The sequence below is a fragment of the Pseudomonas sp. FG43 genome, from assembly GCF_057809175.1.
This window is the reverse complement of sequence record NZ_JBMDJL010000002.1, coordinates 366,480-393,012: the sequence shown is the minus strand read 5'-3', so window position 1 is coordinate 393,012 and position 26,533 is coordinate 366,480. Positions and strand designations below refer to the sequence as shown.

At 56.7% G+C, this 26,533-nt stretch carries 25 protein-coding genes; 11 read left to right on the top strand and 14 right to left on the bottom strand.

What is annotated here, in order from left to right; all coding sequences use genetic code 11:
• The first annotated feature begins 41 nt into the window (after nt 1-41).
• Genes ACODS3_RS04555 through ACODS3_RS04540 form a run of 4 tightly spaced genes read left to right on the top strand, consistent with a single transcriptional unit; the run spans nt 42 to nt 4,484 of the window.
• Nucleotides 42-1,163 carry a hypothetical protein gene (locus tag ACODS3_RS04555; protein ID WP_489033449.1) on the top strand — a complete coding sequence of 374 codons (1,122 nt, stop codon included), beginning with the start codon at nt 42-44 and terminating at the stop codon, nt 1,161-1,163.
• A 39-nt stretch (nt 1,164-1,202) separates the two neighbouring features.
• Nucleotides 1,203-3,209: a type VI secretion system Vgr family protein gene (locus ACODS3_RS04550; protein ID WP_489033447.1), complete on the top strand. Its 2,007-nt coding sequence runs from the start codon at nt 1,203-1,205 to the stop codon at nt 3,207-3,209.
• An 11-nt stretch (nt 3,210-3,220) separates the two neighbouring features.
• A complete protein-coding gene (locus ACODS3_RS04545) occupies nt 3,221-3,766 on the top strand; it encodes a toxin-antitoxin system YwqK family antitoxin (protein WP_304573958.1) in 546 nt (181 codons plus the stop codon).
• A gap of 37 nt (nt 3,767-3,803) precedes the next feature.
• The gene (locus ACODS3_RS04540; RefSeq protein WP_489033445.1) at nt 3,804-4,484 is read left to right on the top strand and encodes a hypothetical protein; all 681 of its coding nucleotides are present in this window, start codon (nt 3,804-3,806) and stop codon (nt 4,482-4,484) included.
• 136 nt (nt 4,485-4,620) lie between these two features.
• On the opposite strand, the gene ACODS3_RS04535 is transcribed toward ACODS3_RS04540, so the two are convergent.
• From ACODS3_RS04535 to ptrR, 4 genes are all read right to left on the bottom strand, one after another.
• Nucleotides 4,621-5,016 carry a DUF4280 domain-containing protein gene (locus ACODS3_RS04535; protein WP_025259740.1) on the bottom strand — a complete coding sequence of 132 codons (396 nt, stop codon included), beginning with the start codon at nt 5,014-5,016 and terminating at the stop codon, nt 4,621-4,623.
• A 69-nt stretch (nt 5,017-5,085) separates the two neighbouring features.
• Entirely contained in the window at nt 5,086-5,466 is a 381-nt protein-coding gene (locus ACODS3_RS04530; protein ID WP_201017610.1) for a VOC family protein, read from the bottom strand.
• A gap of 101 nt (nt 5,467-5,567) precedes the next feature.
• Nucleotides 5,568-6,266, bottom strand: coding sequence for an alpha/beta fold hydrolase (locus tag ACODS3_RS04525; RefSeq protein WP_201017611.1), 699 nt, complete (start codon nt 6,264-6,266; stop codon nt 5,568-5,570).
• A gap of 65 nt (nt 6,267-6,331) precedes the next feature.
• Nucleotides 6,332-7,219, bottom strand: a complete 888-nt coding sequence (ptrR, locus tag ACODS3_RS04520; RefSeq protein ID WP_201017612.1) for a putrescine utilization regulator PtrR — start codon at nt 7,217-7,219, stop codon at nt 6,332-6,334.
• A 102-nt stretch (nt 7,220-7,321) separates the two neighbouring features.
• Here ptrR and ACODS3_RS04515 point away from each other — a divergent pair, with 102 nt between their 5' ends.
• Complete coding sequence (locus tag ACODS3_RS04515) at nt 7,322-8,713, top strand: aldehyde dehydrogenase family protein (protein ID WP_201017613.1); 1,392 nt, start codon at nt 7,322-7,324, stop codon at nt 8,711-8,713.
• A gap of 43 nt (nt 8,714-8,756) precedes the next feature.
• On the opposite strand, the gene ACODS3_RS04510 is transcribed toward ACODS3_RS04515, so the two are convergent.
• The 5 genes from ACODS3_RS04510 to ACODS3_RS04490 all read right to left on the bottom strand — a co-directional run bounded on the left by ACODS3_RS04510 (nt 8,757) and on the right by ACODS3_RS04490 (nt 15,632).
• Nucleotides 8,757-9,341: a flavin reductase family protein gene (locus ACODS3_RS04510; RefSeq protein WP_201007264.1), complete on the bottom strand. Its 585-nt coding sequence runs from the start codon at nt 9,339-9,341 to the stop codon at nt 8,757-8,759.
• Nucleotides 9,342-9,417: 76 nt separating this feature from the next.
• Entirely contained in the window at nt 9,418-10,710 is a 1,293-nt protein-coding gene (gene fabF / locus ACODS3_RS04505) for a beta-ketoacyl-ACP synthase II (RefSeq protein WP_201017614.1), read from the bottom strand.
• Between the two features lie 41 nt (nt 10,711-10,751).
• Nucleotides 10,752-13,832, bottom strand: a complete 3,081-nt coding sequence (locus tag ACODS3_RS04500; protein ID WP_201007271.1) for an efflux RND transporter permease subunit — start codon at nt 13,830-13,832, stop codon at nt 10,752-10,754.
• Entirely contained in the window at nt 13,829-14,938 is a 1,110-nt protein-coding gene (locus ACODS3_RS04495) for an efflux RND transporter periplasmic adaptor subunit (RefSeq protein WP_201017615.1), read from the bottom strand. The genes ACODS3_RS04500 and ACODS3_RS04495 overlap by 4 nt, the downstream gene beginning before the upstream one ends.
• A gap of 79 nt (nt 14,939-15,017) precedes the next feature.
• A complete protein-coding gene (locus tag ACODS3_RS04490) occupies nt 15,018-15,632 on the bottom strand; it encodes a TetR/AcrR family transcriptional regulator (protein ID WP_304573952.1) in 615 nt (204 codons plus the stop codon).
• A gap of 230 nt (nt 15,633-15,862) precedes the next feature.
• Between ACODS3_RS04490 and ACODS3_RS04485 the strand changes: the two genes are divergently transcribed.
• Both ACODS3_RS04485 and ACODS3_RS04480 read left to right on the top strand, forming a co-directional pair.
• Nucleotides 15,863-16,447, top strand: coding sequence for a nucleotidyltransferase family protein (locus ACODS3_RS04485; protein WP_463530783.1), 585 nt, complete (start codon nt 15,863-15,865; stop codon nt 16,445-16,447).
• A gap of 19 nt (nt 16,448-16,466) precedes the next feature.
• A complete protein-coding gene (locus ACODS3_RS04480; protein ID WP_201017618.1) occupies nt 16,467-17,225 on the top strand; it encodes a carboxymuconolactone decarboxylase family protein in 759 nt (252 codons plus the stop codon).
• Nucleotides 17,226-17,294: 69 nt separating this feature from the next.
• Here the strand turns inward: ACODS3_RS04480 and ACODS3_RS04475 are convergent, their stop codons facing one another.
• Together ACODS3_RS04475 and ACODS3_RS04470 are read right to left on the bottom strand one after the other, a co-directional pair.
• Nucleotides 17,295-17,744 carry a (R)-mandelonitrile lyase gene (locus ACODS3_RS04475; RefSeq protein WP_374063374.1) on the bottom strand — a complete coding sequence of 150 codons (450 nt, stop codon included), beginning with the start codon at nt 17,742-17,744 and terminating at the stop codon, nt 17,295-17,297.
• A 256-nt stretch (nt 17,745-18,000) separates the two neighbouring features.
• Nucleotides 18,001-18,951 carry a DMT family transporter gene (locus ACODS3_RS04470; RefSeq protein ID WP_201017620.1) on the bottom strand — a complete coding sequence of 317 codons (951 nt, stop codon included), beginning with the start codon at nt 18,949-18,951 and terminating at the stop codon, nt 18,001-18,003.
• Nucleotides 18,952-19,093: 142 nt separating this feature from the next.
• Between ACODS3_RS04470 and ACODS3_RS04465 the strand changes: the two genes are divergently transcribed.
• Nucleotides 19,094-19,588 (top strand): Lrp/AsnC family transcriptional regulator, encoded by a 495-nt coding sequence (locus ACODS3_RS04465; RefSeq protein ID WP_201007281.1) that lies wholly within the window; start codon nt 19,094-19,096, stop codon nt 19,586-19,588.
• A gap of 6 nt (nt 19,589-19,594) precedes the next feature.
• Here ACODS3_RS04465 and ACODS3_RS04460 read toward each other — a convergent pair whose 3' ends face one another.
• Nucleotides 19,595-19,897: a putative quinol monooxygenase gene (locus ACODS3_RS04460; protein ID WP_304573948.1), complete on the bottom strand. Its 303-nt coding sequence runs from the start codon at nt 19,895-19,897 to the stop codon at nt 19,595-19,597.
• A 915-nt stretch (nt 19,898-20,812) separates the two neighbouring features.
• Here ACODS3_RS04460 and mqo point away from each other — a divergent pair.
• Nucleotides 20,813-22,450 (top strand): malate dehydrogenase (quinone), encoded by a 1,638-nt coding sequence (gene mqo / locus ACODS3_RS04455; RefSeq protein ID WP_201007284.1) that lies wholly within the window; start codon nt 20,813-20,815, stop codon nt 22,448-22,450.
• Nucleotides 22,451-22,542: 92 nt separating this feature from the next.
• Here the strand turns inward: mqo and ACODS3_RS04450 are convergent, their stop codons facing one another.
• The gene (locus ACODS3_RS04450; RefSeq protein WP_025259725.1) at nt 22,543-22,968 is read right to left on the bottom strand and encodes a VOC family protein; all 426 of its coding nucleotides are present in this window, start codon (nt 22,966-22,968) and stop codon (nt 22,543-22,545) included.
• 137 nt (nt 22,969-23,105) lie between these two features.
• Between ACODS3_RS04450 and ACODS3_RS04445 the strand changes: the two genes are divergently transcribed.
• Nucleotides 23,106-23,981, top strand: a complete 876-nt coding sequence (locus ACODS3_RS04445) for a LysR family transcriptional regulator (protein WP_489033436.1) — start codon at nt 23,106-23,108, stop codon at nt 23,979-23,981.
• A 194-nt stretch (nt 23,982-24,175) separates the two neighbouring features.
• Nucleotides 24,176-25,744 carry a sensor domain-containing diguanylate cyclase gene (locus ACODS3_RS04440; protein ID WP_489033434.1) on the top strand — a complete coding sequence of 523 codons (1,569 nt, stop codon included), beginning with the start codon at nt 24,176-24,178 and terminating at the stop codon, nt 25,742-25,744.
• Between the two features lie 130 nt (nt 25,745-25,874).
• Here the strand turns inward: ACODS3_RS04440 and ACODS3_RS04435 are convergent, their stop codons facing one another.
• Nucleotides 25,875-26,369, bottom strand: a complete 495-nt coding sequence (locus ACODS3_RS04435; protein ID WP_489033432.1) for a hypothetical protein — start codon at nt 26,367-26,369, stop codon at nt 25,875-25,877.
• Nucleotides 26,370-26,533: the final 164 nt, after the last annotated feature.

Genomic DNA, 26,533 nt, shown 5'->3' with positions numbered 1-26,533 from the left:
ACAAATCAGATTAAAAACCCACACACAAATGAGGCAAAAACATGGCAGGATCTGTAGTATTTCTTCCAACTTTTTTCTCTATAAACCCGCCTGCAGACCCAATTATAATTTCAGGAAAGGAGCTTAGAGAAAAAGCCTGGAGAATTTTATCCAGCCAAGTAGGAACAGCGCCTAACGGGACAGGAACACCTACAGACCCATTTAAAGCGAGCACCCCAGAGCACTGGATATATTGCGCACGAAACCCTCTCAAAGACTATAATAGCTGGTACAAAATCGGAAACAGAATAATAAGAAGAAGAAAAGTCAACAATTACATCGAAGACTGGGGCTCAGAAACCGATCTTAACGCTCTCATAAAATCAAATGCAGACGCAGCAGGTAGCGAAGCAGAAAGAATCTTTAAAGAAAATACAAAAATCCCCATAAACAAAAGAGAAAGCGTAGACGAATTAAGAAAAACCAATGAAAAAGGAAGAAACAAATATTTATTTTCTCCAGGTGAAGACAACATAAGAGCACACAATGCTTTTACAGAGACCTCTTATCAATCAATAGCCATTAGCATAAGCACACTACCTAACGATGGAGGAAAAGCAGTTTCTCAAGAAATGAGAAATTTATTATCTGGCAAAGCCGCAACAATTGATGGCGGTGCAATATCGCTAGCCACAGGTGCAATGTTCATCGCTGAAACAGCCAGAAATCCTTTATCATTTTTAATGGGCTTAGTCTTACTGGACCTAATAGAATCCCAAGCCACATATGGAAAAAATAAAAAATACACATGGTCAAACATACTATGGGACCCTACATTAGTTGAAAACCCGGTACTTGATGAAGAAAAGGCAAAAGTAGCAGGCAAATGGCCAATGGCGCATACAGACTCATACAACGAAACCAAAGAGCACATAGAACACACCACTTGGAAAGAAATAATACCCGTCACCACAGGCTCAAAAGACTCAACAGTAAGTAAAAAAGAAGCATCCTTACTGGTCAAATGGTTTTGGTCTTGTGTCTCCCAAAAAAAATTTACACCCTCAGCTAACAAAGAGGCAATCCTTATTGGCTTTGAAGAACTGGTCAAGGAAAGAATACGCACATTTGATCTAAAACTACTCCCCCCCGTAAACTACCCCGAACTAAACATAATAAAATAAAACACGAAATCAACGAATATACTAAAAACGGACCACCTGATGCCCCGCGCCACCGACACCACAACCACCCTCTCCCTGACCGGCTCAGCCCTCACCGAGCTGTATCCAGACGTCATCAGCGGCGAGGAATCCCTCAATGCGCTGGGGCAGTATTTCCTGCATGGCCAGGCCGACACTGCGCTGACGCTGACTTCCGCTATCGCCACTCACGTCACGACCACGCTGCATAACGATGCGATGCTGCGCCCAATGGATGCGCTGGTGGCGGAGATCCGGCAGCTTCCGGTTGACGCAACGGCGGATCGTTATCAGGTGTTGTTGCGGCCATGGTTGTGGTGGCTGACGCTGGCGAGCAATAACCGGGTGTTTCAGAACCTCTCCACGTCGGACATCGTGACGTCGATCTTCACTGACCACGGATTCAGCGATCACAAGCTGTCGCTGACCGGCAGTTACACGCCGCGTGAGTATTGCGTGCAGTACGGCGAAACCGACTTTGCGTTTGTGTCGCGCCTGCTGGAAGAGGAAGGGATTTTCTGGTTTTTCACCCATGAGGAAGGCAAGCACACGCTGGTGCTGGCGGATAACAACGATGCGTTTCCAGCGATTCCCAACGGGCCGGCGGTGAAGTATCTGGGTCAGGGAATGGGCAATCGGGAACTGCACGGGATTCGTTCCGGGCAACTGGTGTTACAGGCGGTTTCCGGGGTGTATTCAGCCTCGGATTATGAGTTCACCACACCCACCACTTCGCTTTACAGCAAGGCGGAAGCCAAGGCCGGGCCGTTGTCGATGTATGAGCATCCGGGCGGTTATATCGCCAAGGCACGGGGCGATGCATTGACCAAACAGCGGGTCGACGGGCTGCGCAGTCAGGAGAAACGCTTTGTCGGTGAAAGCGACTGTCGCTGGCTGGTGCCGGGGCACTTTTTCACTCTGAGCGGCCATGACGATGCGACCCTGAATATCGACTGGGTGGTGACAGCAGTCACTCATGAAGCTAGCCATGAAGGCTATCGCAACCGCTTCGAGGCTATCCCCAAGGCCACCACTTATCGCCCGGCGCGGATGACATCCAAACCGCGCATGCACACCCAGACGGCCACCGTGGTCGGCAAGTCCGGCGAGGAAATCTGGACCGACGAATATGGCCGGATCAAGATCCAGTTCCCGTGGGACCGCGACGGCAAGAGCGACGAAACCAGCTCCTGCTGGGTGCGTGTGGTACTGCCCTGGACCGGCAAGGGGTTCGGCATGCAGTTCGTGCCGCGCATCGGCCAGGAAGTGATCGTCACCTTTATCGACGGCGACCCCGACCGGCCATTGGTCAGCGGTTGCGTGTACAACGGCGACAACGCCCTGCCCTATGCCCTGCCCGCCAACCAGACGCAATCGGGGATCAAGACCAATTCCTCCAAGGGCGGCGGCGGTTTCAACGAGTTGCGTTTCGAGGACAAGAAAGACGCTGAGGAAGTCTTTCTGCAAGCCCAGAAGGACTTCAAGACCAATGTGCTCAACGACACCACAGTCACCGTCGGCCACGATGAAACCCTGACCGTACAGAACGCACGTACCCGCACCGTCAAGGAAGGCGATGAAACCGTCACGCTGGAAAAGGGCAAACGCAGCGTCACCATCCAGACCGGTAGCGATACGCTGGATGTGAAGGACACTCGCACCGTCAAGGTCGGCGGCGACCAGACCCATAGCACCGGCGGCAACTACACCGACAAGGTCACAGGCAATTACAGCCTGACCGTGGACGGCAACCTGACCCTCAAGGTCAGCGGCACCATCACCCTGGAAAGCGGCGGCAGCTTCACGATCAAGAGCGGTGCCGATCTGGCCGTGCAGGCCAGCACTTCGATCACCCAAAAGGCGGGAACGGCCCTGACCAATCAGGCAGGCACATCGCTGGAAAACAAAGCAGGCACGACCATGACCAACGACGCAGGCATCAGCCTGACCAACAAGGCCGCAGCGTCACAGACCGTGGATGGCGGCGGCATGCTGACCATCAAGGGCGGCCTGGTACAAGTCAATTGAGATCCTGAGCCATGGCCAAGACTGAAACAGTGGATGTACAAAGCGGTGATGCACAACTGGCCGGACGCTTGAATGATGGCCAACTGGATGGGCCGTTGCGAATCGAAAAAGACAACCGACCGCTGGCCAACCTGAATTACAGCCAGGGCGAGTTGCAGGGCATGAGCCTCACCTACCACCCCAACGGCCGGGTTTCCGCGCAATTGCCTTACGTGAACGACAAGCTGCATGGCATCGCGAATTTCTATTCGCCCGAAGGACTGTTGCAACGTCGGGCCACCTATAAAATGGGCCTGCTGCATGGCGAGGCCAGCATTCATTATCCTGACGGGCAACTGGCGGAATTGGAGCACTACAAGGACGGTGTGCGCGACGGGCTGTATCAGCGTTTCCACACCAACGGCCAGGCATCCTTCAAGGCCCGCTACCTGAATGGCCAGTTGCTGGATCAGGAACAACAATTCGCCGATGACGGCCGCCCGCTGGATGCCAAGGGCAAACCGGTTTCACACCTGCGCTGGTGGTGGATGAATAATGTGTCGCCTGCGCAGTCCTGACCGATGCTACCCAAAACTAATTCAAGGAAAGTATCCAATGCGCGTAAGCAACAAGACAGGCAAGTGGAACGCGACGATGACCGAAACTCATAATCAGGGTCATATACCCCACAACCCTGGCATTACCAAGAGCCTTTACAACCAATGGCGTAATGCAGACAGCCAGCGGCGTATGCTGGCCAAGACCCGGGAAGATCTCAAGGATCTGTGGCTCAGTACCACGATGTTCGACGCCAACAGCTTCGACAGAATGCTCAAAGTATCCGGTACCTGCGTGCCGAATGTTTACTACCGCAAGATGTCGGCAGGCGAATGGAGCGCAATCAGTGGTAAGACCGACCCCTTCAAGCCAGTCTTCGACTTCCTCAACACCGATCTCTATCGCTACTGGATGTCTTCCTCCTTGCTCAAGGTCATGGCATTCGGCAATGAGAACGCCACCGATGACGGCTCCATAATAATCAAGCTGACGTTTTTAACCGAACTGGTTTCCAATCTCGGCGATACGCTAAAGCCCCATCAGGAGGCTGGTGTACAGGGCAACTCATCGGTCGTCGCATTGCATCGCGAAGGTTTCGCGCAGATTGGCAACATCACGACCAAAGCTCAGATCACCGAAATAAAAGATCGCAAGCTGGACCACAACCTGGGCTTCACCCGCAAACAGCACGACTACCTGAAGGTACAGCTCGAAAAATTTGAAAAGATCCAAGGCTAGTCCGGCACCGAACCTGTAAGGTGCGCAGAGTCGGAAGCAGCTCGCGCCCCCGCTCCCAGTGGAGCGGGATGACTGCCTAGACCACCACGGCAATACACTTATCTAGTCGCCCTTGAAAACAATCAGCTTTCGTAGATCAGGGAATCAACATCTGCACCTGACCCGGCATCACAATCTTGATCACCCCGGCCCAGTTGCACATCAGCATGCTGTTGGAGTCGATTGCCGGCATACCGCCCAATAACACCGTTGGCGCACCGCCCGGAATCCATGGCGAGGCCGTTGCGGGAATGCAAGGCATTGGCGTAAGCACCCCCAATGCTGCCGCCGTGGCCGCGATCACCATGGGGTTGGCTGTGCTCATGCACATTCCGAAGGTGGGAATGTTGACCAACGGGATGTGATCCATGATGGTCGCCGCCGGCATGCTGCTGGTCAGCACGCGATTGGTCGGCAATACGTTCAATACGGTAGGCGCAGCGCCGAAACTGCATTGCAACGTGGCTCCGGCACAAACTTGCGGGCATGACATCGGCAGATACCTGGAGAGAGGTTCGGAGGACAAAATAGCGCAAGGTCATTGGCCTGCCAATCAAGCCCCTTACAAATACTCGGATATCTCGATCAGGTTCAGGTCAGGGTCCCGGACATACACCGAACGGATCGGCCCCGTGGCTCCGGTCCTTTGCACCGGGCCTTCCACTATCGGCCAGTTCTGTTGCTGGAGATGAACGATCACTTCATCCAGAGGCCTGGCACCGATGAAGCAAAGATCCAGCGCACCGGGTACCGGCAGATGCGCCTTGGGCTCGAATTCGTGGCCTCGCACATGCAGGTTGATCTTCTGATTGCCGAAGCGAAAGGCAATACGGCCATTGCCAAAGGTTTCCAGGCTCATGCCCATGACACGGGTGTAGAAATCCTGACAGGCTGCCGCGTCGCAAGTCGTGAGGACCAGGTGGTCCAGATGATCGATAAGCATGGTGTTCCTCTCACAAAAAAGTGGACGAAAAATCGGTAGGAGCGAATTCATTCGCGAAGAAGGATGTCTTCGCGGATGAGCAGAGCGCCGCCCGATTGCTCCTACAGAAGCCATTCCTGCAATAGCTCGGTTGTACGCTGCGGATATTCCAGAGGCGGCAGATGCCCGCATTCGGGAAGGACGACCAGACGCGAACCGGCAATGCTCCGATGGGTGAACTCCGATTCTGCCAGAGGTGTTATTTCGTCATTCTCGCCGACGACAATCAGGGTCGGCACGCTGATCGTCTCCAGAAGAGAACTGTAGTCCTGACGCTCGATGATCGCTTGCTGCTGACGGATGAAACCTTCCCTGCCAATGGCCTGCGCCATATCCATGACCTGTTGTGCAGCGGCAGTGCCTATGCAACGGGTATGAATGATACGCGGCAGCAAGTGAGGTGTTACACCCATGAACTTGCCCAGTTGCGCCAGCTCCAGCAGGCCACGCCTGACTCTGGCTCGATCCTCGCTGTCTGGCCGGACCATGGTGTCGAACAAGGCCAGTGCCACCACCCGCTCGGGAGCCTGACGCATGATTTCCATCGCCACATATCCGCCCATGGACAAGGCCGCCAGGGCAAAAAATGGCGGAGCCTGTTCCAGCGTGCGCCGGGCCATTTGCGCGATGCTGTCATCCTGAGAAAGATCCGCAACGAAAACCTTGCGTGAAGACTCGAAAGCAGCCGTCTGATGAGCCCAAAGTCGCTCATCGTTCAGCAGGCCGGGCAAAAGAACGAGAGGAATGTTATTGCAAGCCAACGTGGCTCTCCTGGGGCAAAAGAAAAATACTCATACATGACATCTTCCGAACCTCATTCGGCACATCATTGAAGCTGCTCGTTACGAGCAGGCCCGCCCCGCGCCTCCAGCAACTCGACAAACCGCGTCAGACTCTGGGAAACAGTGCCCCTGCGCCACACCAGCCAGGTCTGCAGAAAACGGAACTTCTCGGACAGTGGCCAGATGCTGACGGTGGTGCAGCCTGGCATGCTTTCGAGCATGCTGCGCGGCATCAGCGCCAGGCCCGCGCCCGCACTGACGCACGCCAACATGCCGTGATAGGACTCCATTTCGTAGATCTTGCCCGGCACTGCGGCGTCGTCGGTGAACCAGCTCTCGAAGTGATGACGGTATGAGCAGTTGGCGCGAAAGGCGTAGATGCTTTCGCCATTCACATCCAGCCCCCGCGTCACGGGCTGATGGTTGAGCGGCGCAATGATCACCATCTCTTCTTCAAAGACCGGCACGCCTTCCAGCGCCGGATGCAGCACCGGCCCATCAACAAACGCCGCCACCAGACGGCCAGACAATACGCCATCGATCATGGTGCCGGACGGCCCCGTGGACAGGTCCAGTTCGACCTTGGCGTATTGCTGGTTATAGGCCGCCAACAGCGCCGGAATACGTACCGCTGCCGTACTCTCCAGCGAGCCAAGAGAAAACGGGCCTTGGGGTTCTTCGCCGGAAATGGCCATTCGCGCTTCTTCCACCAGCGCAAGGATGCGCCGGGCGTAGTCCAGAAAATTCCAGCCAGCCGGTGACAGGCGCAAGCGGTGCTTTTCACGAATGAACAGCTCGACGCCCAGGTCGAGTTCCAGCTGCTTGATTCGTGTGGTCAGGTTCGAGGGCACCCGATGGATGTGCTGCGCGGCGGCGCTGATGCTGCCCTGCTCGGCGACGGCCTTGAATATTTCAAGCTGGACGAGATCCAATTCATTCTCCAAACGTGAACGATATAATCATTATTATTCAGTTTCGCAAAGCATAGCACGACGATACTCTGGCCCCATTCCCACCCACAAGAGGATGGCGTCATGACACAGATTTCCAGCCACACCCATGCAATCTCGATCAACCCGGCCAACGGCGAACAGATCGGCCACTATGCGTTTGAGTCCGACTCGACACTGGATGCCGCTCTTTCCCGTGCGGCCGACGGTTATGCACTATGGCGACGCAAGACGGTCGATGAACGCGCTCAACTGCTGGTTGCGCTGGCCAGGGCATTACGCGACAACGCGACCGCAATGGCACAGATGATCACCCGGGAAATGGGCAAGCCCATTGCTCAAGCCCGTGGCGAAATCGAGAAATGCGCGCAGCTCTGCGAGTGGTACGCCAGCCATGGCCCGGCGATGCTTGCACCGGAACCGACACTGGTCGAGAACAACAAGGCGCGTATCGAATACCGCCCGCTTGGCCCGATCCTGGCGGTCATGCCCTGGAACTTCCCGGTCTGGCAGGTACTGCGCGGTGCCGTTCCGGTCTTGCTCGCCGGCAACACTTACGTGCTCAAACATGCGCCCAACGTGATGGGCTGCGCCTATCTGATACGCGACGCACTCCAGCAAGCCGGTTTCCCGCAAGGCGTGTTTGAAGTGATCAACGTGGCTCAGGAAGGTGTATCCCGCGCCATTGCCGACCCGCGCATTGCCGCCGTGACACTGACCGGCAGCGTACGGGCCGGGGCTGCGATTGGCGCTCAGGCAGGTGCGGCCCTGAAGAAATGCGTACTGGAACTGGGCGGCTCCGATCCCTTTATCGTGCTCAACGATGCCGACCTGGACGAAGCCGTGAAAGCCGCCGTTATCGGCCGCTATCAGAACACCGGTCAGGTCTGTGCGGCAGCCAAGCGTTTGATCGTCGAACAGGGCATCGTTGAAGCCTTCACCCGCAAGTTCGTCGAAGCCACTCGCCTGCTGGCAGTTGGCGATCCATCGAGCACAGAAACCTATATCGGCCCCATGGCCCGTTTCGATCTGCGTGACGAACTGGATCTTCAGGTGCAGGCCACTCTGGCCGAAGGCGCGACCTTGTTGCTGGGCGGTAAAAAGGCCGAAGACGCTGGCAACTTCTATGAGCCCACGGTGTTGAGTGATGTCACCGACCAGATGACATCCTTCAAGGAAGAACTGTTCGGCCCGGTGGCTTCGATCATCACCGCCCGCGATGCCAGACATGCACTGGAACTGGCCAACGATAGCGAATTCGGCCTGACTTCGACCATTTACACCCGCAATGTCGAACTTGCCGAACAACTGGCTGACGAGCTGGAAACAGGCGGTGTGTTCATCAATGGTTATTGCGCCTCCGACCCGCGTGTTGCCTTCGGCGGCGTGAAGAAAAGCGGCTTTGGTCGTGAGCTTTCACACTTCGGCGTGCGAGAGTTCTGCAATGCGAAGACCGTATGGCTGGATCGCCGTTGATCGATCGGGGGAGCCTTGCGCTCCCCCCGTTTTTTACACCCTTTTATTCCTCTTCGCTTTCAACCCGAACCAGATCACCGATAGCGTAGAAAGTCCCGCCAGCGATGTAGTGCAGGCTGCGCCAACGAGGATCGGCCGTCTCGAAAGCCCAATGGCCATCCTTGAACGCCCGCTCATCGGCCCAGGCTCCCACAACCTCGCCGATGAACAAATCATAGGTCTGCTGGTTATGGGGCTCAGGAACGAGCTTGCAGATCAGCCAGGCCGAACAGCCCGCCACCAGCGGAGTCTCGTACCCTTCAATACGAAACAGCTCGACACCTGACTTTTCCAGCTTGTCGGGCATATAGCCAAGGCTTTGTGTCCCGACGTCATAGGTCAGTTGTACCTGCTCAACCGTCGGCACCTGCAGAGCGAAATAGCCACTCTTCTCGACAAGCCCACGGGTTCTGGTCATCTTGTCGATGACCACCGTGACCTTGGGCGGAGAAAAGTCCAGGGCACAGGCCCATGAAGCCGACATCACGTTATCCGTCCCGGCATGGCTGGCAGAAACCAGTACGGCAGGGCCGTGATTTATCAGCCGGTAGGCCTTTTCCAGCTCGACTGGGCGAATAGGGTTATCCACGAAACCTCCTTCAGTACAGGCAGTGCAAAGGCACAGTCTACTGAATACGAAGCCTTTCTGTGGAGAGCCCCGACTTTCACAAGGAAGGCTCCCAACGACGAAAGACAACGCTGGCATTCACACCACCAAAGCCGAACCCGTTCGACAGCGCATGGGTCAGCGGCAGTTTTCGGGCGTTCAGGCCGACAAGCTCAAGCCCGTCTGCGGCCTCATCCGGGTGAGTCAGATTCAACGTGGGCGGCACGATCTGATCGCGTAATGCCAATACCGTGAAGATGGCTTCAATGCCGCCCGCCGCGCCCAGCAGATGCCCGGTAGCGGACTTGGTCGACGTGATCGCCACGCCAGACCCCGCACCGAATACCGAACGAATGGCTGTCAGTTCGCCCTTGTCGCCCACTTGAGTCGAAGTGGCGTGAGCATTGATGTGCTGAACGTCGTCAGGGCTCAAACCAGCCTGCTGCAAGGCCTGTTGCATGGCGCGCCGGGCTCCCCCGCCATCTTCGGGGCCAGCCGTCAGGTGATAGGCATCGGCGCTGGTGCCGTAGCCCACCAGTTCCGCCAGAGGTGTGGCACCACGCGCCAAAGCGTGTTCAAGAGACTCGATGACCAGCAGCCCGGCCCCTTCGGACATGACAAAACCGTCACGCTCACGATCAAAGGGGCGCGAGGCTTCCTGCGGCTGCTCGGCAAACCCTGTAGACAGCGCCCGAGCCGCCGCAAAGCAGCCCAGGGTCACTCGATCAATCGCAGCCTCTGTCCCACCGCAAACAGCGATATCGGCCTCACCGCTCCTGATCAGCCTAGCCGCGTCGCCAATGGCTTGCACGCCTGCTGCGCAAGCGGTCACTGGTGCGCCGAGCGGGCCTTTGAAGCCGTGCCTGATGGAAACATGCCCGGCCGCCATGTTGGCCAGGAAGGACGGCGCCGTGAATGGCGACAATCTGCGAGGGCCACGCGCATCGGTAGTCCTTACGGCCTCGGCGATGGCACCGAAACCACCCACACCCGATGCAATGATGGTCGCAGTCCTCTGCTGCCCGGCCTCATCGACTGGATGCCAGTTCGCTTGCTCAAGAGCCTCATGGGCAGCAACGAGTGCAAACTCGATGAAACGGTCCATCTTCTTGCGGTCCTTGGCCGAAATGAGACGGTCAGGGTCATAACCGGCAATGGCATCCTCCTCCAGCGACGGCACCTGCCCGCCTACCGCAACGCCTGTGCCCTCGGTGATGTCCTGCGCCAGGTTGCGAATGCCGGACTGTCCTGCCAGCAGTCTTTTCCAGACCTCCTCCACACCACATCCCAGTGGCCCGACAATCCCGACACCCGTCACTACGATTCGTTTTTGAGCCGTGAAATCAGTCATTCAAAACCTCTTCATTACACTGTTGGCAGCCATGACACGGGTCATGCTGCCTTTTCGGTGGATCCGGTATCAGGACGGATCCTGAACCAGATGGCGTACATGGCCGGCAGGAACACCAGGGTCATGATGGTGCCGCCAAAGGTGCCGCCGATCAGGGTGTAGGCCAGCGTTCCCCAGAACACCGAATGGGTCAGCGGGATAAAGGCCAAGATTGCCGCCAATGCCGTCAGCAATACGGGACGGGCACGCTGTACGGTGGCTTCCACCACTGCACGGAAAGGCTCCAGCCCCTGGGCCTTGTTGTCGTGGATCTGGCCGATCAGGATCAGGGTATTGCGCATCAGGATGCCCGACAGCGCGATCAGGCCGACCAGGGCATTGATGCCGAACGGTTGCTGGAACAGCAGCAGGGTCGGCACCACGCCGATCAACCCCAGCGGTGCGGTGAGGAACACCATGACCATGGCCGAGATCGAGCGCACCTGGAGGATGATGATCAGCAACGTCAGAGCAATCATGATCGGGAACAACGGCAGCATTGCCTTGCTGGCCTTGGCCGACTCTTCGCTTGATCCTGCCTCCACGATCCGGTAGCCATCAGGAAGTGTGTCGATCACCGGTTGCAGTTGTTTCAGGACAACACTGGAAACATCGGGCGGCTGCAAACCCTCGGCGATGTCACCGCGTACGGTGATGGTTGGCGTACGATCACGGCGTCGCAGGATAGGGTCTTCCATCCGCACGTCGACATCGCCTACCTGGGATAGCGGGATACGCTGCCCGGCCGAACCCACCAGAGTGAAACCGGCAATCTTCGCGGGATCGAGGCGTATGTCGCCCGCTGCACGGCCCACCACTTGCACCGAACGGATATCTTCCCGGACCGCTGTAATCGGGACTCCAGTGAGCAGAAACTGCAATTGTTGCGCGACGGCATTCGACGTCAGGCCGACCGCCTGCAAGCGATCCTGATCCAGTGAAAAATGCAGCACAGGCACCAACGGCCCCCAGTCGGTATTGACGGTCCTCATCATCGGGCTCGCCTGCAAGACCTTCTGAACCTGGCCAGCGATTTCACGCAACTTCAAGGGATCAGGCCCCGTCACGCGATAAGCCACGGGGAACGGCGAATACGGGCCAAACACGAGTTGCGTGACCCGGACCTGTGCCTCGGGTGCCAGCCCATCGGCAGCCGCCTCGCGAAGACGGAACTTGAGGGCTTCACGCGCCTCCTGACTGTCCGTCAGCACCACAATCTTGGCGAAGGACGGATCAGGCAGTTCAGGCGCCATCGCCAGGTAGAAACGTGGCGCACCCTGACCGATGTAAGACGTGACAATCCTGGCCTCCTTCTGCTTTTGCAGCCAGGCTTCGACCTTGGCAGCAGTTGCGCTGGTCTGCTCGATGGAGGTTCCGTACGGCATCTGCACTTCGACCAGCACCTCCGGACGGTCCGAGGTCGGGAAGAACTGCTTCTTGACCAGCCCCATGCCGAGAATCGCCACTACAAAGGCTCCGATCACCGTACCGGCAACCAGCCATTTGCGCGCAATGACGCTTCTCAGGAACCGGCGGAAACGGTTGTAGTTGGGAGTGTTGTAGATGGCTTCATGACCACCCTCGACCTGTTTGAGGTCCGGCAGCAGTTTCACGCCCAGATAAGGCGTGAACGCCACGGCCACCACCCAGGAAGCAATCAATGCGATGCCCACGATCCAGAACATGTTGCTGGTGTACTCGCCTGCCGTCGAATGGGCGAAGCCATTGGGCATGAAGCCGATAGCGGTCACCAGCGTGCCGGAGAGCATAGGCGCTGCCGTGTGGCTCCAGGCATAGGCCGATGCGGCCATACGGCTGTAGCCCTCCTCCATTTTCACCACCATCATTTCGATTGCGATGATGGCATCGTCCACCAGCAGCCCCAACGCCAGGATCAGCGAGCCCAGGGTAATGCGGTCGAAGTTCTTGCCGGTGGCCGCCATCACCACGAACACCACTGCCAGCGTCAATGGCACAGCCGCCGCCACCACGACACCCACGCGCCAGCCCATGCTGAGGAAGCAGACCAGCATTACCACCAGCAGCGCGATGAAGAACTTGACCATGAACTCATCGACCGATGAGCTGATGTTCACCGACTGGTCGGTCACCTTGGTCAGCGTCATGCCCAGCGGCATGCCGTCGTTGATTTTCGCAGTCTCGGCGTCGAGGGCCTTGCCCAGATCCAGGCCATTCCAGCCTTCGCGCATCACGATACCCAGCAACAGGGCGGGTTCACCGTTGTTGCGCACCTGAAAGGTGGCCGGGTCTTCATAGCCGCGCTCGACCGTCGCCACATCCGACAGTTTCAGGGTGCGGCCCTGTACCGAAACCGGTGTGTCACGAATCTTTTTCAGCTTGTCGAAAGCGCCGTCCAGACGGAGAAAAACCTGCGGCCCGTCGGTTTCGATCGAACCGGCAGGTGTCAGCACGTTCTGGCTGTTCAGGGCCGCGAATATCTCCTGAGGAGAAATCCCCAGCGTTGCGAGGCGATCATGGGAGAAGGACACAAAAATGCGTTCGGCCTGCTCACCAATGATGTTGACCTTCTTGACCCCAGGCACATGCAAGAGGCGCTGGCGCAATGACTCGGCATCGCGCACCAGCAGCCGTTGCGGTTCGCCTTTGGCCTTCAAGGCAAAAAGCGCAAAGGTCACATCGGCAAACTCGTCGTTGACCATCGGCCCAATGACACCCGCCGGCAAGAGCCTGGTTTCGTCACTGAGTTTCTTGCGTGCCTGATAGAACTCTTCCTGCACTTGCGAAGGCGGCGTGCTATCGAGAAGCGACAGCATGGTGAAAGCCATGCCCGGGCGCGTGTAGGTTTCCGTGCGGTCGTACCAGCGCAGTTCCTGCAAGCGTTTTTCCAGCGGCTCGGCGACCTGATCCTGCATCTCCTGGGCTGTAGCGCCAGGCCATGCGGTGATCACCGTCATCTGCTTGACCGTGAACGGCGGGTCTTCCGCACGCCCAAGGCCAAAGAAAGCCAGAATGCCGGCAGCAGAAATCAGAAAGATCAGGAACAGCGTGATGGAGCGCTCGCGAACGGCAAGCGCCGACAGATTGAAACGCCCTTCGCTCATGGCTGGCTCCCGGCGACTTTGGCACCAAGCGTTTCGTTCAGCCGGACCTGATCGCCGTCATGCAGCAGATGGGCTCCCAATGCCACCACTTGCTCGCCGGCCTTGAGATTGCCGGTTACTCGCACCACATCGTCGTGCAGGGCAAGCACCTGAACAGGCTGCCAACTCACTTTTAAAGGCTTGCCGGAAATGCTCCACACGCCCGGACCAGTGCCCGGATCGTAAAGCGCGCCCATTGGTATTTGTAGTGCTTGAATGGACGTTGTGCCATAAGCGATCTGGAGGCTGACAGTCGCTCCCAAGGGTGCGCTGGCCATCGCGCCCTCTAGCACATACCTCGCCTCGAAAGTCCGAGTCACGGGATCGGCCGCGTTGGAGAGCAAGCGCAGTTTTGCAGGCACTGCCCCAAGGCTGCTGCCATACAGGGTGGCCTGTGCCACGGAGCCCACGGCCGGGCGCAGAGTCTCGGGCAGATGAACAATGGCTTCACGCAACCCTGCCCGCGCCAGCCTTACCACGGGTTGTCCGGCACTGACGACCTGACCGGGCTCGGCCAGGGTTTCCACCACGACACCATCGGCATCGGCCAGCAGAACGGCATAGCTTGTGGCGTTCCTGGCCACATTGGCCTGGGCTTGCGCCGCACTGAGTTGCGCCTTCGCTGAATCCGCTGCTGCTTTTATCTGAGCGTAGGTAGAGGCCGAAACCGCGCCGGTAGCGACCAGATTCCGATAACGTGCTTCGTCATCGACAGCCTGCCTGGCCAGTGCCTGTGCGGCGATGACAGCCTCTTGCTGTGCCTTGGCCTGCAGGCCCAGGTCCACCGGGTCGATACGCATCAACGGCTGACCTTGCCTGACGCTCTGGCCGGTATCGACAAGACGCTCAAGCACCTTGCCCGAGACGCGAAAACCCAGATCACTCTGAATGCGCGCCGCGACTGTACCGGTGAAGGAGCGTGAAATATCCGATGAATCCTGAACGGTAGCGGCTCTTACCAGAGGCGCCTGAGTGCGTGGATCATTAACGACGGAAGAGTCGCCACACGCTGTCAGGACGAGTGGCAATAAACAAAGGGCAATGACAGCAGGTCGGCGACGAGACATGAGTGTACGAGCTCAGATTGATTATCCAGAGCCAGATTCTCATTCTAGTGACCAATTAAGTCAATAGTCACAACTCTATCTAAGGCGCCATGCTGCGCAAGATCAATGCCGACAGATGCGCCGTCGTTTCATCTGCCAGATCGAGGCTGTACTGCAACAGCACGGGGCTGATGTAGGGGCGCATCACCAGATAAATGGCATTGGTCACCTCGTCCAGCGGCGTCTTGCGCTCGAATTCGCCGGCCTCCCGGCCTTCCCGGACAATCTGCTCGATCAGTTGTCGCAGGCGCGCTTCATGCTCGCGCGCCGAGGGCCACTTGTCCCTGGCCGAAACGGCGGCAATGTCATAGAGCTTGCGGTCGTGGAAGAACAGATTGCTGCCCGCCTCTAGCAAGGCCTTGAACATGCGCCGCAGCTTTTCGGAAGCGGTCGGCGCATCCACAACAGCCGCATCGATGATCTCCATGATGGCGGCCAGCCGGTTCGCGCAAATAACCTCGCCAATCGCCTGCTTGGAGTCGAAGAACTTGTAGATATAGGCCTTGGAAAAGCCGATGGCCTTGGCCAGATCGGACACGGTGGTCTTCTCGTAACCATAGTGTCCGAAGTGCTGGGTGGCGGCTTCGACGATCTGGTCGCGAACGCTATGATCCGAAGGACCGCGTGAGGGGGATGCATTCATGTTTTCAGTCATTTTCCCGGCTTGGCCTGCGTGACGCTGATTGACAACGAGTGACTATATTTCAATTTGGTCATTACTTTCTACCTTCTGGCCCTTTCGCGAATGAATTCGTTCCTGCCTGTTTGCTATCCATTCATTCATGAAAACAGCTCATGACTCCATCCCGTCTTGCGAGCTTAATGAATCCCTGACCATCTTCTATGATGCCTGTTCAACTCTGTTCCTGCCCTCAAGGACTCCGGATGAATGAGTCTGCACCTCACGTAATCGGCCTCATACTGGCAGCCGGGCGCAGCAAGCGCTTTGCTGACGACAAGCGCCGGGCACTTCTGCCCGATGGGCGCAGCATGCTGCAAGCCAGTATCGACACGGCCAGACAGTCCTTCAATGAAGTCTGGGTGGTACTGCGCAGCGATGACGATGCGCAGGCACTGGGGATTGTGCCCGATGTCGGCATCGTGCACAGCGAACAGGCCGACCTCGGCATGGGCCACAGCCTGGCCAGCGGTATCGAGGCGCTGATGCCCTCGCCTGCCATCGCTGTCGCCGTCCTGCTCGCCGACATGCCATGGCTGCAGACCGCGACGTTGCGCAGCCTTGTGCAACTGGCCGATCCACAGCGTATCGCCCAGCCGGTATATACCGGACAGCGCGGGCACCCGGTCATCATTGGCCGCCAATTCTGGCCAGAACTTCTTTTGCTCAAAGGCGATCAGGGCGCAAAGACATTGCTGGCAGCCAATGCCTCGGCATGCGACCTCATGGCAACGGATGATCCCGGCACCGTGCGCGACGTCGATACGCCAGAGCAACTTCACTCAAGTTGAAATCAGGGAAGCCCACACCATGAAGCACTTAGCCGCTGCGACCTTTCTCGCGTGTTCAATGGCAGAAGCCAGTCAAGGCACACCCAAGCCGGACCCCAAGCCTTCGCCGGATGTTCTGGCAGTCGCGCCACAGCTATATAGCTACACGACAGACTTGCTGTTTGCCGAAGTCTGGAAACGCAAAGACCTTGAACCCCGTGACCGCAGCCTGATCACCCTGGCCTCTCTGCTGGCTGGCGGGCAAACGGCGCAGATGACCGGCCATATCAATCTGGGTCTGGACAATGGCCTGAAACCCGGCGAAATCAGCGCCCTGATTACCCATCTCGCATTTTATAGCGGCTGGCCCAATGCAATGTCAGCAGCAGCCGTAGCGAAAAAGGTCTTTGCCGAAAGAGGCCTTACAGTCGAGCCGCCGTCGAAGGAGCGTCTGACGCTGAATGAGGAAAGCGAGAAAAAGCGCCGGGAGAGTGTCGAAAATGCCGTCGGCTCTGTGGCACCGGATCTCGCCCACTACACCAATGACGTTCTGTTCGGCGATCTATGGCGAAATACCGAGCTCAGCCCAAGGGATCGCAGCCTGATCACCGTCGCGGCGCTCATCACCCAGAATCAGTCGGCGCAACTGACGTTTCACCTGAATCGCGCCATGGATAACGGCCTGACCCAGGCCCAGGCCTCGGAAGTGGTGACGCACCTGGCCTTCTATGCGGGCTGGCCGAAAGCGATGTCCGCCGTGCCGGTGCTCAAGGAAGTCTTCGAGTCACGCAAGAGCTGAAACCGGCTCGAACCAGAACCCCGCAGAGTCACCGTGGCAATTCTGCGGGGTTCGTCAAAACGCTCACTATCATTTATCCAGGGCAGCCGCCTGAGCGTATTCCTGTTCGCTGACCTGCTGCATCCACTCAACGACCTTGCCATCCAGAGACTCGGCAATGGCGATGTGAGTCATGCCGGTTTTCGCAGTCGCACCATGCCAATGCCTGACATTGGGCGGAATCCATACCGTATCGCCGGGGCGGATGGTCTTGATCGATTGCCCCTGCTGCTGAACCAGGCCCGTCCCCGCAGTGACGATCAGGGTCTGGCCCAATGGATGGGTATGCCAGGCGGTACGTGCGCCCGGCTCGAAAGTGACTGTCGCGCCACCGACTCGTGCATCGCCGGTCCCCTTGAAAGGAGCATCCACGCGCACCTGACCTGTGAAATAGTCAGCCGGCCCCTTGGCCGAAGGTTGGGAGCCGTTCTGAGTGACGGTCACGACCGGGCTCGTCTCGCTGTGAGCTTCAGTTGCCAGAAGGGAAAGGGAAAGTGCTGTTGCTGCAAGCGTCTTCAATTACAGTCCTCCATCTACATGGATGAGCGCGCCGGCGGGGCATGAAGGTCGTCAATCACAGAGTTGCCTGACTCATGCCCACTCTGGAGGCGGCTGCGTCGATTTTGCCGTATCCCTTTGGGGCGATACGACATATCCAATCTATCAGCCTGAAGAGTCAGTGATTAGTCACCTGAATCAGCTAACCGCCATGAGCCAACCTCATCAATGCGCAACATCAGGCAGCGCTGGAGCGCTTGACCGTCACGATCAGGATGCCGCCGATAATTGCCATGATCCCGACAATCAACGTCATCGTCAGTTGTTCGCCCATGAAGACCACCGACATCAACAACCCCACAACCGGAACCCCGAGCATCGCCGTCGACATGCTGGTGCTTGAAAGCCACATGCTGGCGGCATTGACCGCGCAAAAGCAGAACGCCGTTGCCAGAGGCCCCATGAAGATCAGGATCTCCCACAAGGTTCTGGAGCCATCCCCCGTGAAAGGCCCTTCGGTGAAGTAAGCCAGGGCGATCAAGGGAACGGTGGCGACCAGCATCTGCCAGGGTGCCAGTTGGTAGGCACTGGTGGTGCTTTTGGAGTAACGCAGATGCAGGATGCACATTGCCCAGCAGAATGAAGCAGCCAGCAGCATCAGGTTGGCTTTCACCAGTGCTCCGTTGCCCCAGTCCAGAGTCAGGGGGTTGAACAGCACACAGACACCGACGCCGCCCAACAGCGTGCCGATCAGTTGCCGAGTGGACAGTTTTTCACGCAGGAACATGACGGCAATCGGCGTCACCCACAACGGCGTGGTGTAGGCCAGGACGGCAGAGCGCCCGGCAGGCACCTGAGTCATGGCAATCGCGCCCAGCACGGTAAAAGTCAGCATTTGCAGCAGACCGACACTCAGGATCAACGGCAGATCCTGCCGGGTGGGCAGCCGCAGCTTGCCGGTCACCATCTGTAATGCGAACAGGCAGGCTGCACCGGTAGCAAAGCGCAAGGTTGAAAACCAGACAGGGGTAATGTGCTCAAGGCCGGTTTTCATGACCGGCCAGTTGGCACCCCAGATAAGGATTGCCATGACCAGTAAAAGCACGCCCTTGGCCTTGGAAGAAGACACCAGACTCTGCGCATGAGTCGAGTCAGTCACCATGGTGTTGTGCTTGCTTGCGTCCGGCATGTTTCTCCCCTCGTGGAAGCGCGTTTCGAGGGAAAAATTTTAACTGGCGTATCGGGAGAAAGTTTCTCCCTTCTTTGCTATCAATCGAACGGATCAAAGATGTAATCTCTGCAAAATCACGTTTTCACAGAGGTTTATTCTTTTGAAAAAACTGGATCGGACCGATATCAGCATTTTGAACACCCTGCAGCAGGATGCTGGCATCACCAATGCGGACCTGGGTCGTTCGGTAAATCTCTCACCTACGCCCTGCTTCAATCGGGTCAAGGCCATGGAGGAAGCGGGCCTGATCAAGGGGCAAGTGACGCTGCTGGACCCTCAGGTATTGGGCCTGCATCTCAATGTATTCATCCATGTGAGCCTGGAAAAACAGGTCGAAGGCGCCTTGCGGCTATTTGAACAGGCCGTGGCAGATCGCCCGGAAGTGATGGAGTGTTACCTGATGACCGGTGATGCCGATTATCTGCTGCGCATTCTGGTGGCCAACATTCAGGACCTGGAGCGTTTCATTCTGGATCACCTGTCGAAGATTCCGGGGGTCGCGAATATCCGCTCCAGCTTTGCCCTCAAGCAGGTGCTTTACAAGACGGCCCTGCCGCTGCCGCCCAACGGGCTGACGCTCTCAGAACCTAGATAACCCGCTTCAATGTTCAGCCTGAGGAGTGGCGAAGCTGACAAACGTCAGGTTCGCGCCACACTCGATCAGGGAATTGATCAACGCCGACATGGCTGCGCCGCTGAAATGCTCCGTCATGTCGCAAGCACTTGCCCAGTAACCGCTCAGAATCCACAGACAATCCTCATTGGCGCTTCGGCCAAGCGCATACCCAAGGCATCCTGGCGCGCTCTGAAGCTGGGCAATGTGCAGCTTCACACGACTCTCGAAAAACGGGTCCGTGTCTTCGATGAAACGAATTTCCAATGCATTCATGGCATTGATATGCATTACAGCACTCTCCCGCGAAACCCGAGCCATGCATTCAGGTGGTTGATTTCTATCCCGGTAGTGAACTTAACGATCAAGCCGCTTCATGACTATAAGGTTCAGCCGAATGCACTCATGAACTCGACTCATCAATAAGCCATTCATGCCAGAGGATCACGCCCCTAAACTTCGGGCCAGACAGGCCGAAAACAAGATAGTCAGGTGCTTTCAGATGCCCGAAAAGAGGGAAAACGTCGTTGTGTGACGGGTCAATCTCGCTGATCAGGCCTTAATCCTGGATACATCCTGTAATATTTAGCTTGCTATCAATGGCAGGAAAACGCTCTCATTTTCAGGTTAACGGCTCCCAAAAAGCGCTTTCTGGATTACATCAGGCTCGACAGGACAGGCAGGACAAGGCTCTAGAACGTGATGGCAACTCGCACCAAAGGTTCACATTATGCGAAAATGCCGAGTCATCGCCGACTTGGAGAGCCTGACAGAACATGGCAGCATGCGCGCGCTCGCCAGATCTGACGATGATGAGCTTATGACACGCAGGTCACCGTAGCATGTCGCGGCAGCCTTGATGACGGACAAAGACACCCCAGACGTGTCTATGCGTACCGACCAGGCGTCGCAACTCCGTGAGGAAGCTGATGGGTATGGCTTGCGAGTGCAGGCAGATGTCTTTTCTGCACGAGAGCCGTACCAACAGAACTATGTGTCACTCAAGCCGCTGAAGCCAATGATGATAAGAAGTCAGCGCAGGAGGACATAAAAGTGAGGTCTAAAGCGTTATTGTATTGGCCTTGTATGTCCATCTCTAGTCCTTGTGGGTGTGAGAGTTTGTCGCATGCGGCATAGCATGCGACACGCCATGGCTCCCATAAACAGAAGTAGAGAGCGGATGGCGTTTATCATATGGATCACAGTATGTTGAAGAAAATGAACACGGCTCTGCTGGGCCTGGCTATGTCGATGGGTCTCATGCCCTTGCATGCGGCTGAAGCAAAAAAAGTAGACGTTTTGCTCATCGGGGGGGGAATCATGAGTTCGACCCTGGGTATCTGGCTCAATGAGCTGGAGCCAGGCTGGTCGATCGAAATGGTTGAACGTCTTGATGGCGTCGCACAGGAAAGCTCGAACGGCTGGAACAACGCCGGTACTGGTCACTCTGCCCTGGCCGAGCTGAACTACACGCCAGAAAAAGATGGCAAGATCGACGTCTCCAAGGCCATCGAAATCAACGAATCCTTCCAGATCTCCCGCCAGTTCTGGGCGTGGCAGGTCAAGAACGGTGTGTTGAAAAACCCGCGTTCGTTCATCAACTACACCCCGCACATGAGCTTCCTGTGGGGCGACAAGAACATTTCGTTCCTGAAAAGACGCTATGAAGCACTGAAGGTCAACCCTCTCTTCAGCGCCATGCAGTACTCCGAAGATCAGGAGCAGATCAAGAAGTGGGTTCCGCTGATGATGGAAGGGCGTGACCCGAACCAGAAGATCGCGGCTACCTGGACTCCGATCGGTACTGACGTGAACTTCGGCGAAATCACTCGCCAGTTCGTGGGCCACCTGAAGAACCAGCCTAACTTCAATCTGCAACTGTCGAGCGAAGTTGAAGACATCAAGCGTAATGCTGATGGCTCGTGGCGCGTGTCCTACAAGAACCTGAAAGACGGCAAGGAAACCGAAACCGACGCCAAGTTCGTGTTCATCGGTGCTGGCGGTGGTGCACTGCACCTGCTGCAGAAGTCCGGCATTCCTGAAGCCAAGGAATACGGCGCATTCCCTGTTGGTGGTTCGTTCCTCGTGACCGAAAACCCACAGATCGCCGATCTGCACATGGCCAAGGCCTATGGTCAGGCTTCGGTTGGTGCGCCTCCAATGTCGGTTCCTCACCTGGACACCCGCGTACTGGATGGCAAGCGCGTTATCCTGTTTGGCCCATTCGCGACCTTCTCCACGAAGTTCCTGAAAGAAGGCTCTTATCTGGACCTGCTGACCAGCACCACCCTGCACAACGTCTGGCCAATGACCCGGGTAGGCATCAAGGAATACCCACTGGTTGAGTACCTTGCCGGCCAGCTCATGCAGTCCGATGATGATCGCTTCGCAGCCCTGAAAGAGTACTTCCCTAACGCCAAGAAAGAAGACTGGCGTCTGTGGCAGGCAGGTCAGCGCGTTCAGATCATCAAGCGTGATGAAGAGAAAGGCGGCGTCCTGAAACTGGGTACCGAGATTGTCAGCTCCAAGGACAACAGCATTGCCGGCCTGCTGGGCGCATCGCCAGGTGCATCGACCGCAGCTCCGATCATGCTGGGCGTTCTGGAGAAGATCTTCAAGGACAAGGTTGCAACCCCTGCCTGGCAGGAAAAGCTGCACCAGATCATCCCAAGCTACGGCACCAAGCTGAACGATCATCCTGATCAGGTTGCCAAGGAATGGGCTTACACCAGCGAAATCCTGCAACTGCCAGCACCTCCAGCTGTTGGCGCTGCAGCACCGGCTCCGGCAGCAACACCTGCCAAGCCACGCGAAAGCAACGCAGCGACTGATATGGCGCTGTAATGCCAAAGCCCCATCAAACCTGGTTTGATGGGGCTTTTTTCTGTAGCCGGGAAATACCGCTTTACCGCCTCCCCTACCTTCCCTCCTGACGCCTACTTCGCGAACAACTGCCCCATATCCTTGAACGCCTTGAACTCCAGTGCGTTGCCACAAGGGTCAAGCAGAAACATCGTCGCCTGCTCACCCACCTGCCCCTTGAAGCGGATGTAAGGCTCGATCACGAAACGAGTCTCGAACGACCTCAAACGCTCGGCAAGCGCCTCCCACTGCTCCCACTGCAACACGATGCCAAAGTGCGGAACAGGTACGTCATGCCCGTCCACCGGATTGCTATGCGCACTTTCCTGCACTGCGTTCTTCGGCGCTTCGTGAATCACCAGTTGGTGACCATAGAAATTGAAATCGACCCAGTGATCACTGGAGCGCCCTTCTTCCAGACCAAAAACCTGGCCATAGAAGGAACGCGCAGCCGCAAGGTCGTAGACGGGGATCGCAAGGTGAAAGGGAGAAAGGCTCATCGGAAACTCCAGGCTTTTGGTTTTTATCAACCGCAAGGGCTTGCTTGCGGCTGTTCAAGTACTGGAGAAATCATAGAAGCCGCGACTCAACAATAAAATCAATATATATTTCTCAGACTGACAAAAGAGATTTATCAATGATTCGTGAGCTGAAGACCCTTGTGGCGGTCGCACAGGAAGGCACTTTCGCCGCCGCCGGGAACCGGATCGGCCTGACACAGGCTGCCGTCAGCGCACAGATGCAACGTCTCGAAACCGAACTTGGCTATCAGCTATTCGACCGCAAGGGCCGCTCGGCACAGCTAAATCGAATGGGACATCAGACCCTCCTGCAAGCCCAGGAACTGATCCGCCTCTACAACAACCTTGGCTCGACAGCCAGCGGACAACCCGAGAGCATACTGGTCAATATCGGCGCAATTGCCTCGGTCCAGCGCTCACTGCTCCCCGATGCACTGGCAGCCTTCCACCGCCAATGGCCTCAATGTCGCACCCGCGTCATACCGGGTGTATCCATGCAACTGGTTAACCTGGTGGATGCCGGCGAAATCGACATGGCGGCCATCATCCGCCCACCCTTCGCACTGCAAAGCGACCTGCGCTGGACCGCTCTGGCCAGCGAACCCTATCGCCTGATCGTCCCAAGCCACCTGCCCGGCGATGACTGGGCCGAACTGCTGTCCACCCAGCCCCTGATCCGCTACGACCGCACCTCGTTCGGCGGCCGACAGGTCGACCGCTTCCTGCGCCAGATGCACTTCACCTTGCGCGAAGCCTGCGAGCTGGATGAACTGGAAGCCATCATCAAACTGGTCGCCAATGGCGTAGGCGTGGCATTGGTTCCCCAGACAGCCGACCACCGGCAATGGCCCGCTGAAGTGCGGGCGCTGGATTTAGGCGTACATACGTTTCATCGGGATGTGGGGCTGGTGCATCGGGCCAGGGAGAGCTTGAGCGAGCCGGTGAGGTTGTTGATTGAACTGGTTGAGGGGTTGGTGCAGGTGCATAGATAGACCACAACAATCTTTCAGAAGAGACCGACTTTCTTCAAAAAGTCCGTAAATCGAAAGACTCTGTAGATATCTGCCGTAAACACACACACTGAAACGATTAACCCACTGGCTTTCCTTAAGCTTTAAAGATATTTTCCCGCGATTCCAGCAGGGCATGTGCTCTGACAGCCTTCCAGGTCATCTTGCAGGTGTTTATGAGTACCCCGGTCCAGCGCCCTAAAAGCAAAGCTTTTTTTCTTGGGCTGGCGTTTTGTCTGTTGCTGAGTCTGGGCATTACTTTGGCCTTGATCTGGCTTCCCGACCAGTACCCGGCCAATAGTTACATCGAACTCGCCCTGATCATTCAAACACTTTTTCTGGGCAGCCTGTGCGTCTCCACATGCCTGCGCCAAAAGCAGTCGCAGGCGCAGTTCGACGAACTAATTGCACAGAAAAACCAGATCAGCTTCTTGAATGCACGCATCACCAACCTGATCAATGCCGCCACCCAGGTTGCCGTCGTCACGACTAACGCGCAAGGAGAGACAAAGCTTTTCAGCGATGGTGCCCAGGCCATGTTCGGCTTCAACCGCGAGGAGATGCTTGGCCGCAACAATGTTCAGATGCTTTATGTAAAGGAAGAAATCGATGCACGCCGACAATTGCTAACCGACCCCGCCCTTCTTGCACTGACCGACAAACAGCTCATTCGCAAGCTCTCCAACGACGACAACGGAGTCAGCAAACCAACCGAATGGACTTATCGGCGCAAAGACGGCAGCCAGTTCACCGGCGAACTGCGCCACGCGCGATTCAGCGACGCAAATAGCGGTGAAGTCGAACACATCAGCGTAATCATTGACGTCAGCGAGCGAATCGAATTACTCAACAGCGTCCAGAAAAGCAAGGCACTGCTTACGCAGTTGACTCAACACATCCCGAATATGCTGTATCAGTTTCATTTGCGAGCGCCTGGTGACGGTTACTTTTCATTTTGCAGCCCCAGCATTGAAGACATCTTCGAGTTGAGTGCCGATGCAGTCATCGGCGTTGACTTCGCCGATAATCCACTCTTCAAGCGCCTGCATCCCGATGACTTGCCATTGATCAGGGCAGTTTCTGTGGCATCAGTGGAAACAGGCGATGGCTGGATGTGTGATTTCCGCGTAGTGCTACCCGTTAAAGGCGTGCGCTGGCTACGCGGAGATGCCCATGCCGAGCGCCAGCCGGACCAGACATTCATCTGGTACGGCTCGTTCAGTGACATTACCGAACTCAAGGACCGAGAAGAAAAACTTCAGACCCAAGCCGTCACCGACGAATTGACCGGCATCTATAACCGCCGCCATTTCATAAGTTCGCTGGAACAACTGGTGGACACCGGTAAACGCTACGCCACCCCTTTCTCGCTGATCACATTTGACCTGGACCACTTCAAATCAATCAATGACCGATTCGGCCATGGAGTGGGCGATACCGTATTGCAACAAGTCTGCACACTGATTCGCCAGCGCCTGCGCTCCAGCGATATTTTTTGCCGAATCGGCGGAGAAGAATTGGCAATCCTTTGCCCGCTCACCTCACATGCAGACACCGGAAAACTGGCCAATATGCTGTGCCAGGCCTTAGCTAATCATGAAATCGATGTCGCTGGCCGCGTCACCGCCAGTTTCGGTTTTGCCACCTGGACGAAAGACCTGAGCGCCGAAGAACTGCTGAGCCTTGCCGACATGGCCAGTTACAACGCCAAGAAGAATGGGCGCAACCGGGTTGTAGGGGCCTAAGGGCCGTCATCCATAGTTCACGACCAATAGCCAGCAACAGTGCAGGCACGGGGACACGCATACATTTCATGGGGATGCAGAGCTGGCGACAGCAAGAAAATGCATCCCCTGTATCATCACCCGAACCGGATCACTGCTTCAGATCCGCCATTAGCTTGTCAGTGAGCAGATCGATAGCACGATTGAACGCCGAACGCAGTGCCTCGGGGTCAGCAGCATACCTTTCTGGAGTAAATGCCTTGTCATTACCGGCGCTCATTGCGGTGATGGTTTCAAAGTTACGCCATATCTGCTCATCGCCACGCCTCATGACAGCGACGACGCCCATCGTCGGATAAAGCTCTTTGCTGAAGTTGACCAAAGACACTCCCCATTGGCCGCCTCTCAACTCGATTGTTGCATCTGCACTCGCTTCATCTGCAACAACGACAAAGAGCTTCTCCTGCGCAATTCTTGCCTTGAAGCGATCACGCAGCATGGCCCCAACATCAATACCGTTACGCTGCATATTGAGCAGTATGGCTTCTCTTGGGGTGATCCCGGCTTGTGCGGACGACAGACTCGTGCTGGACAGGACAGTCGGATAAAGAGAAGTACCAGAGGCTGCATTGGCCCCTGCGCTCATACCCGCCTCCCAAGCTTGAGACATACTGTTGAATTGAAAATATTGCGGCGAAAACTCTACCGGGGTAAGCCAGACGGTTTTAACTCGCTGTCGGTTCTCATGACTAAGATTTTTGGTTACGCAGCCACACAACATAATGTGAGGCACAACAATACAGTCATGCG

Excerpts from the sequence above, each read along its gene's own strand:
- ACODS3_RS04555 (WP_489033449.1), top strand. The coding sequence starts at position 42 with ATGGCAGGATCTGTAGTATTTCTTCCAACTTTTTTCTCTATAAACCCG.
- ACODS3_RS04550 (WP_489033447.1), top strand. The coding sequence starts at position 1,203 with ATGCCCCGCGCCACCGACACCACAACCACCCTCTCCCTGACCGGCTCA.
- ACODS3_RS04545 (WP_304573958.1), top strand. The coding sequence starts at position 3,221 with ATGGCCAAGACTGAAACAGTGGATGTACAAAGCGGTGATGCACAACTG.
- ACODS3_RS04540 (WP_489033445.1), top strand. The coding sequence starts at position 3,804 with ATGCGCGTAAGCAACAAGACAGGCAAGTGGAACGCGACGATGACCGAA.
- ACODS3_RS04535 (WP_025259740.1), bottom strand. The coding sequence starts at position 5,016 with ATGTCATGCCCGCAAGTTTGTGCCGGAGCCACGTTGCAATGCAGTTTC.
- ACODS3_RS04530 (WP_201017610.1), bottom strand. The coding sequence starts at position 5,466 with ATGCTTATCGATCATCTGGACCACCTGGTCCTCACGACTTGCGACGCG.
- ACODS3_RS04515 (WP_201017613.1), top strand. The coding sequence starts at position 7,322 with ATGACACAGATTTCCAGCCACACCCATGCAATCTCGATCAACCCGGCC.
- fabF (WP_201017614.1), bottom strand. The coding sequence starts at position 10,710 with ATGACTGATTTCACGGCTCAAAAACGAATCGTAGTGACGGGTGTCGGG.
- ACODS3_RS04500 (WP_201007271.1), bottom strand. The coding sequence starts at position 13,832 with ATGAGCGAAGGGCGTTTCAATCTGTCGGCGCTTGCCGTTCGCGAGCGC.
- ACODS3_RS04495 (WP_201017615.1), bottom strand. The coding sequence starts at position 14,938 with ATGTCTCGTCGCCGACCTGCTGTCATTGCCCTTTGTTTATTGCCACTC.
- ACODS3_RS04490 (WP_304573952.1), bottom strand. The coding sequence starts at position 15,632 with ATGACTGAAAACATGAATGCATCCCCCTCACGCGGTCCTTCGGATCAT.
- ACODS3_RS04485 (WP_463530783.1), top strand. The coding sequence starts at position 15,863 with ATGAATGAGTCTGCACCTCACGTAATCGGCCTCATACTGGCAGCCGGG.
- ACODS3_RS04480 (WP_201017618.1), top strand. The coding sequence starts at position 16,467 with ATGAAGCACTTAGCCGCTGCGACCTTTCTCGCGTGTTCAATGGCAGAA.
- ACODS3_RS04470 (WP_201017620.1), bottom strand. The coding sequence starts at position 18,951 with ATGCCGGACGCAAGCAAGCACAACACCATGGTGACTGACTCGACTCAT.
- ACODS3_RS04460 (WP_304573948.1), bottom strand. The coding sequence starts at position 19,897 with ATGCATATCAATGCCATGAATGCATTGGAAATTCGTTTCATCGAAGAC.
- mqo (WP_201007284.1), top strand. The coding sequence starts at position 20,813 with ATGTTGAAGAAAATGAACACGGCTCTGCTGGGCCTGGCTATGTCGATG.
- ACODS3_RS04450 (WP_025259725.1), bottom strand. The coding sequence starts at position 22,968 with ATGAGCCTTTCTCCCTTTCACCTTGCGATCCCCGTCTACGACCTTGCG.
- ACODS3_RS04445 (WP_489033436.1), top strand. The coding sequence starts at position 23,106 with ATGATTCGTGAGCTGAAGACCCTTGTGGCGGTCGCACAGGAAGGCACT.
- ACODS3_RS04440 (WP_489033434.1), top strand. The coding sequence starts at position 24,176 with ATGAGTACCCCGGTCCAGCGCCCTAAAAGCAAAGCTTTTTTTCTTGGG.
- ACODS3_RS04435 (WP_489033432.1), bottom strand. The coding sequence starts at position 26,369 with ATGAGCGCAGGGGCCAATGCAGCCTCTGGTACTTCTCTTTATCCGACT.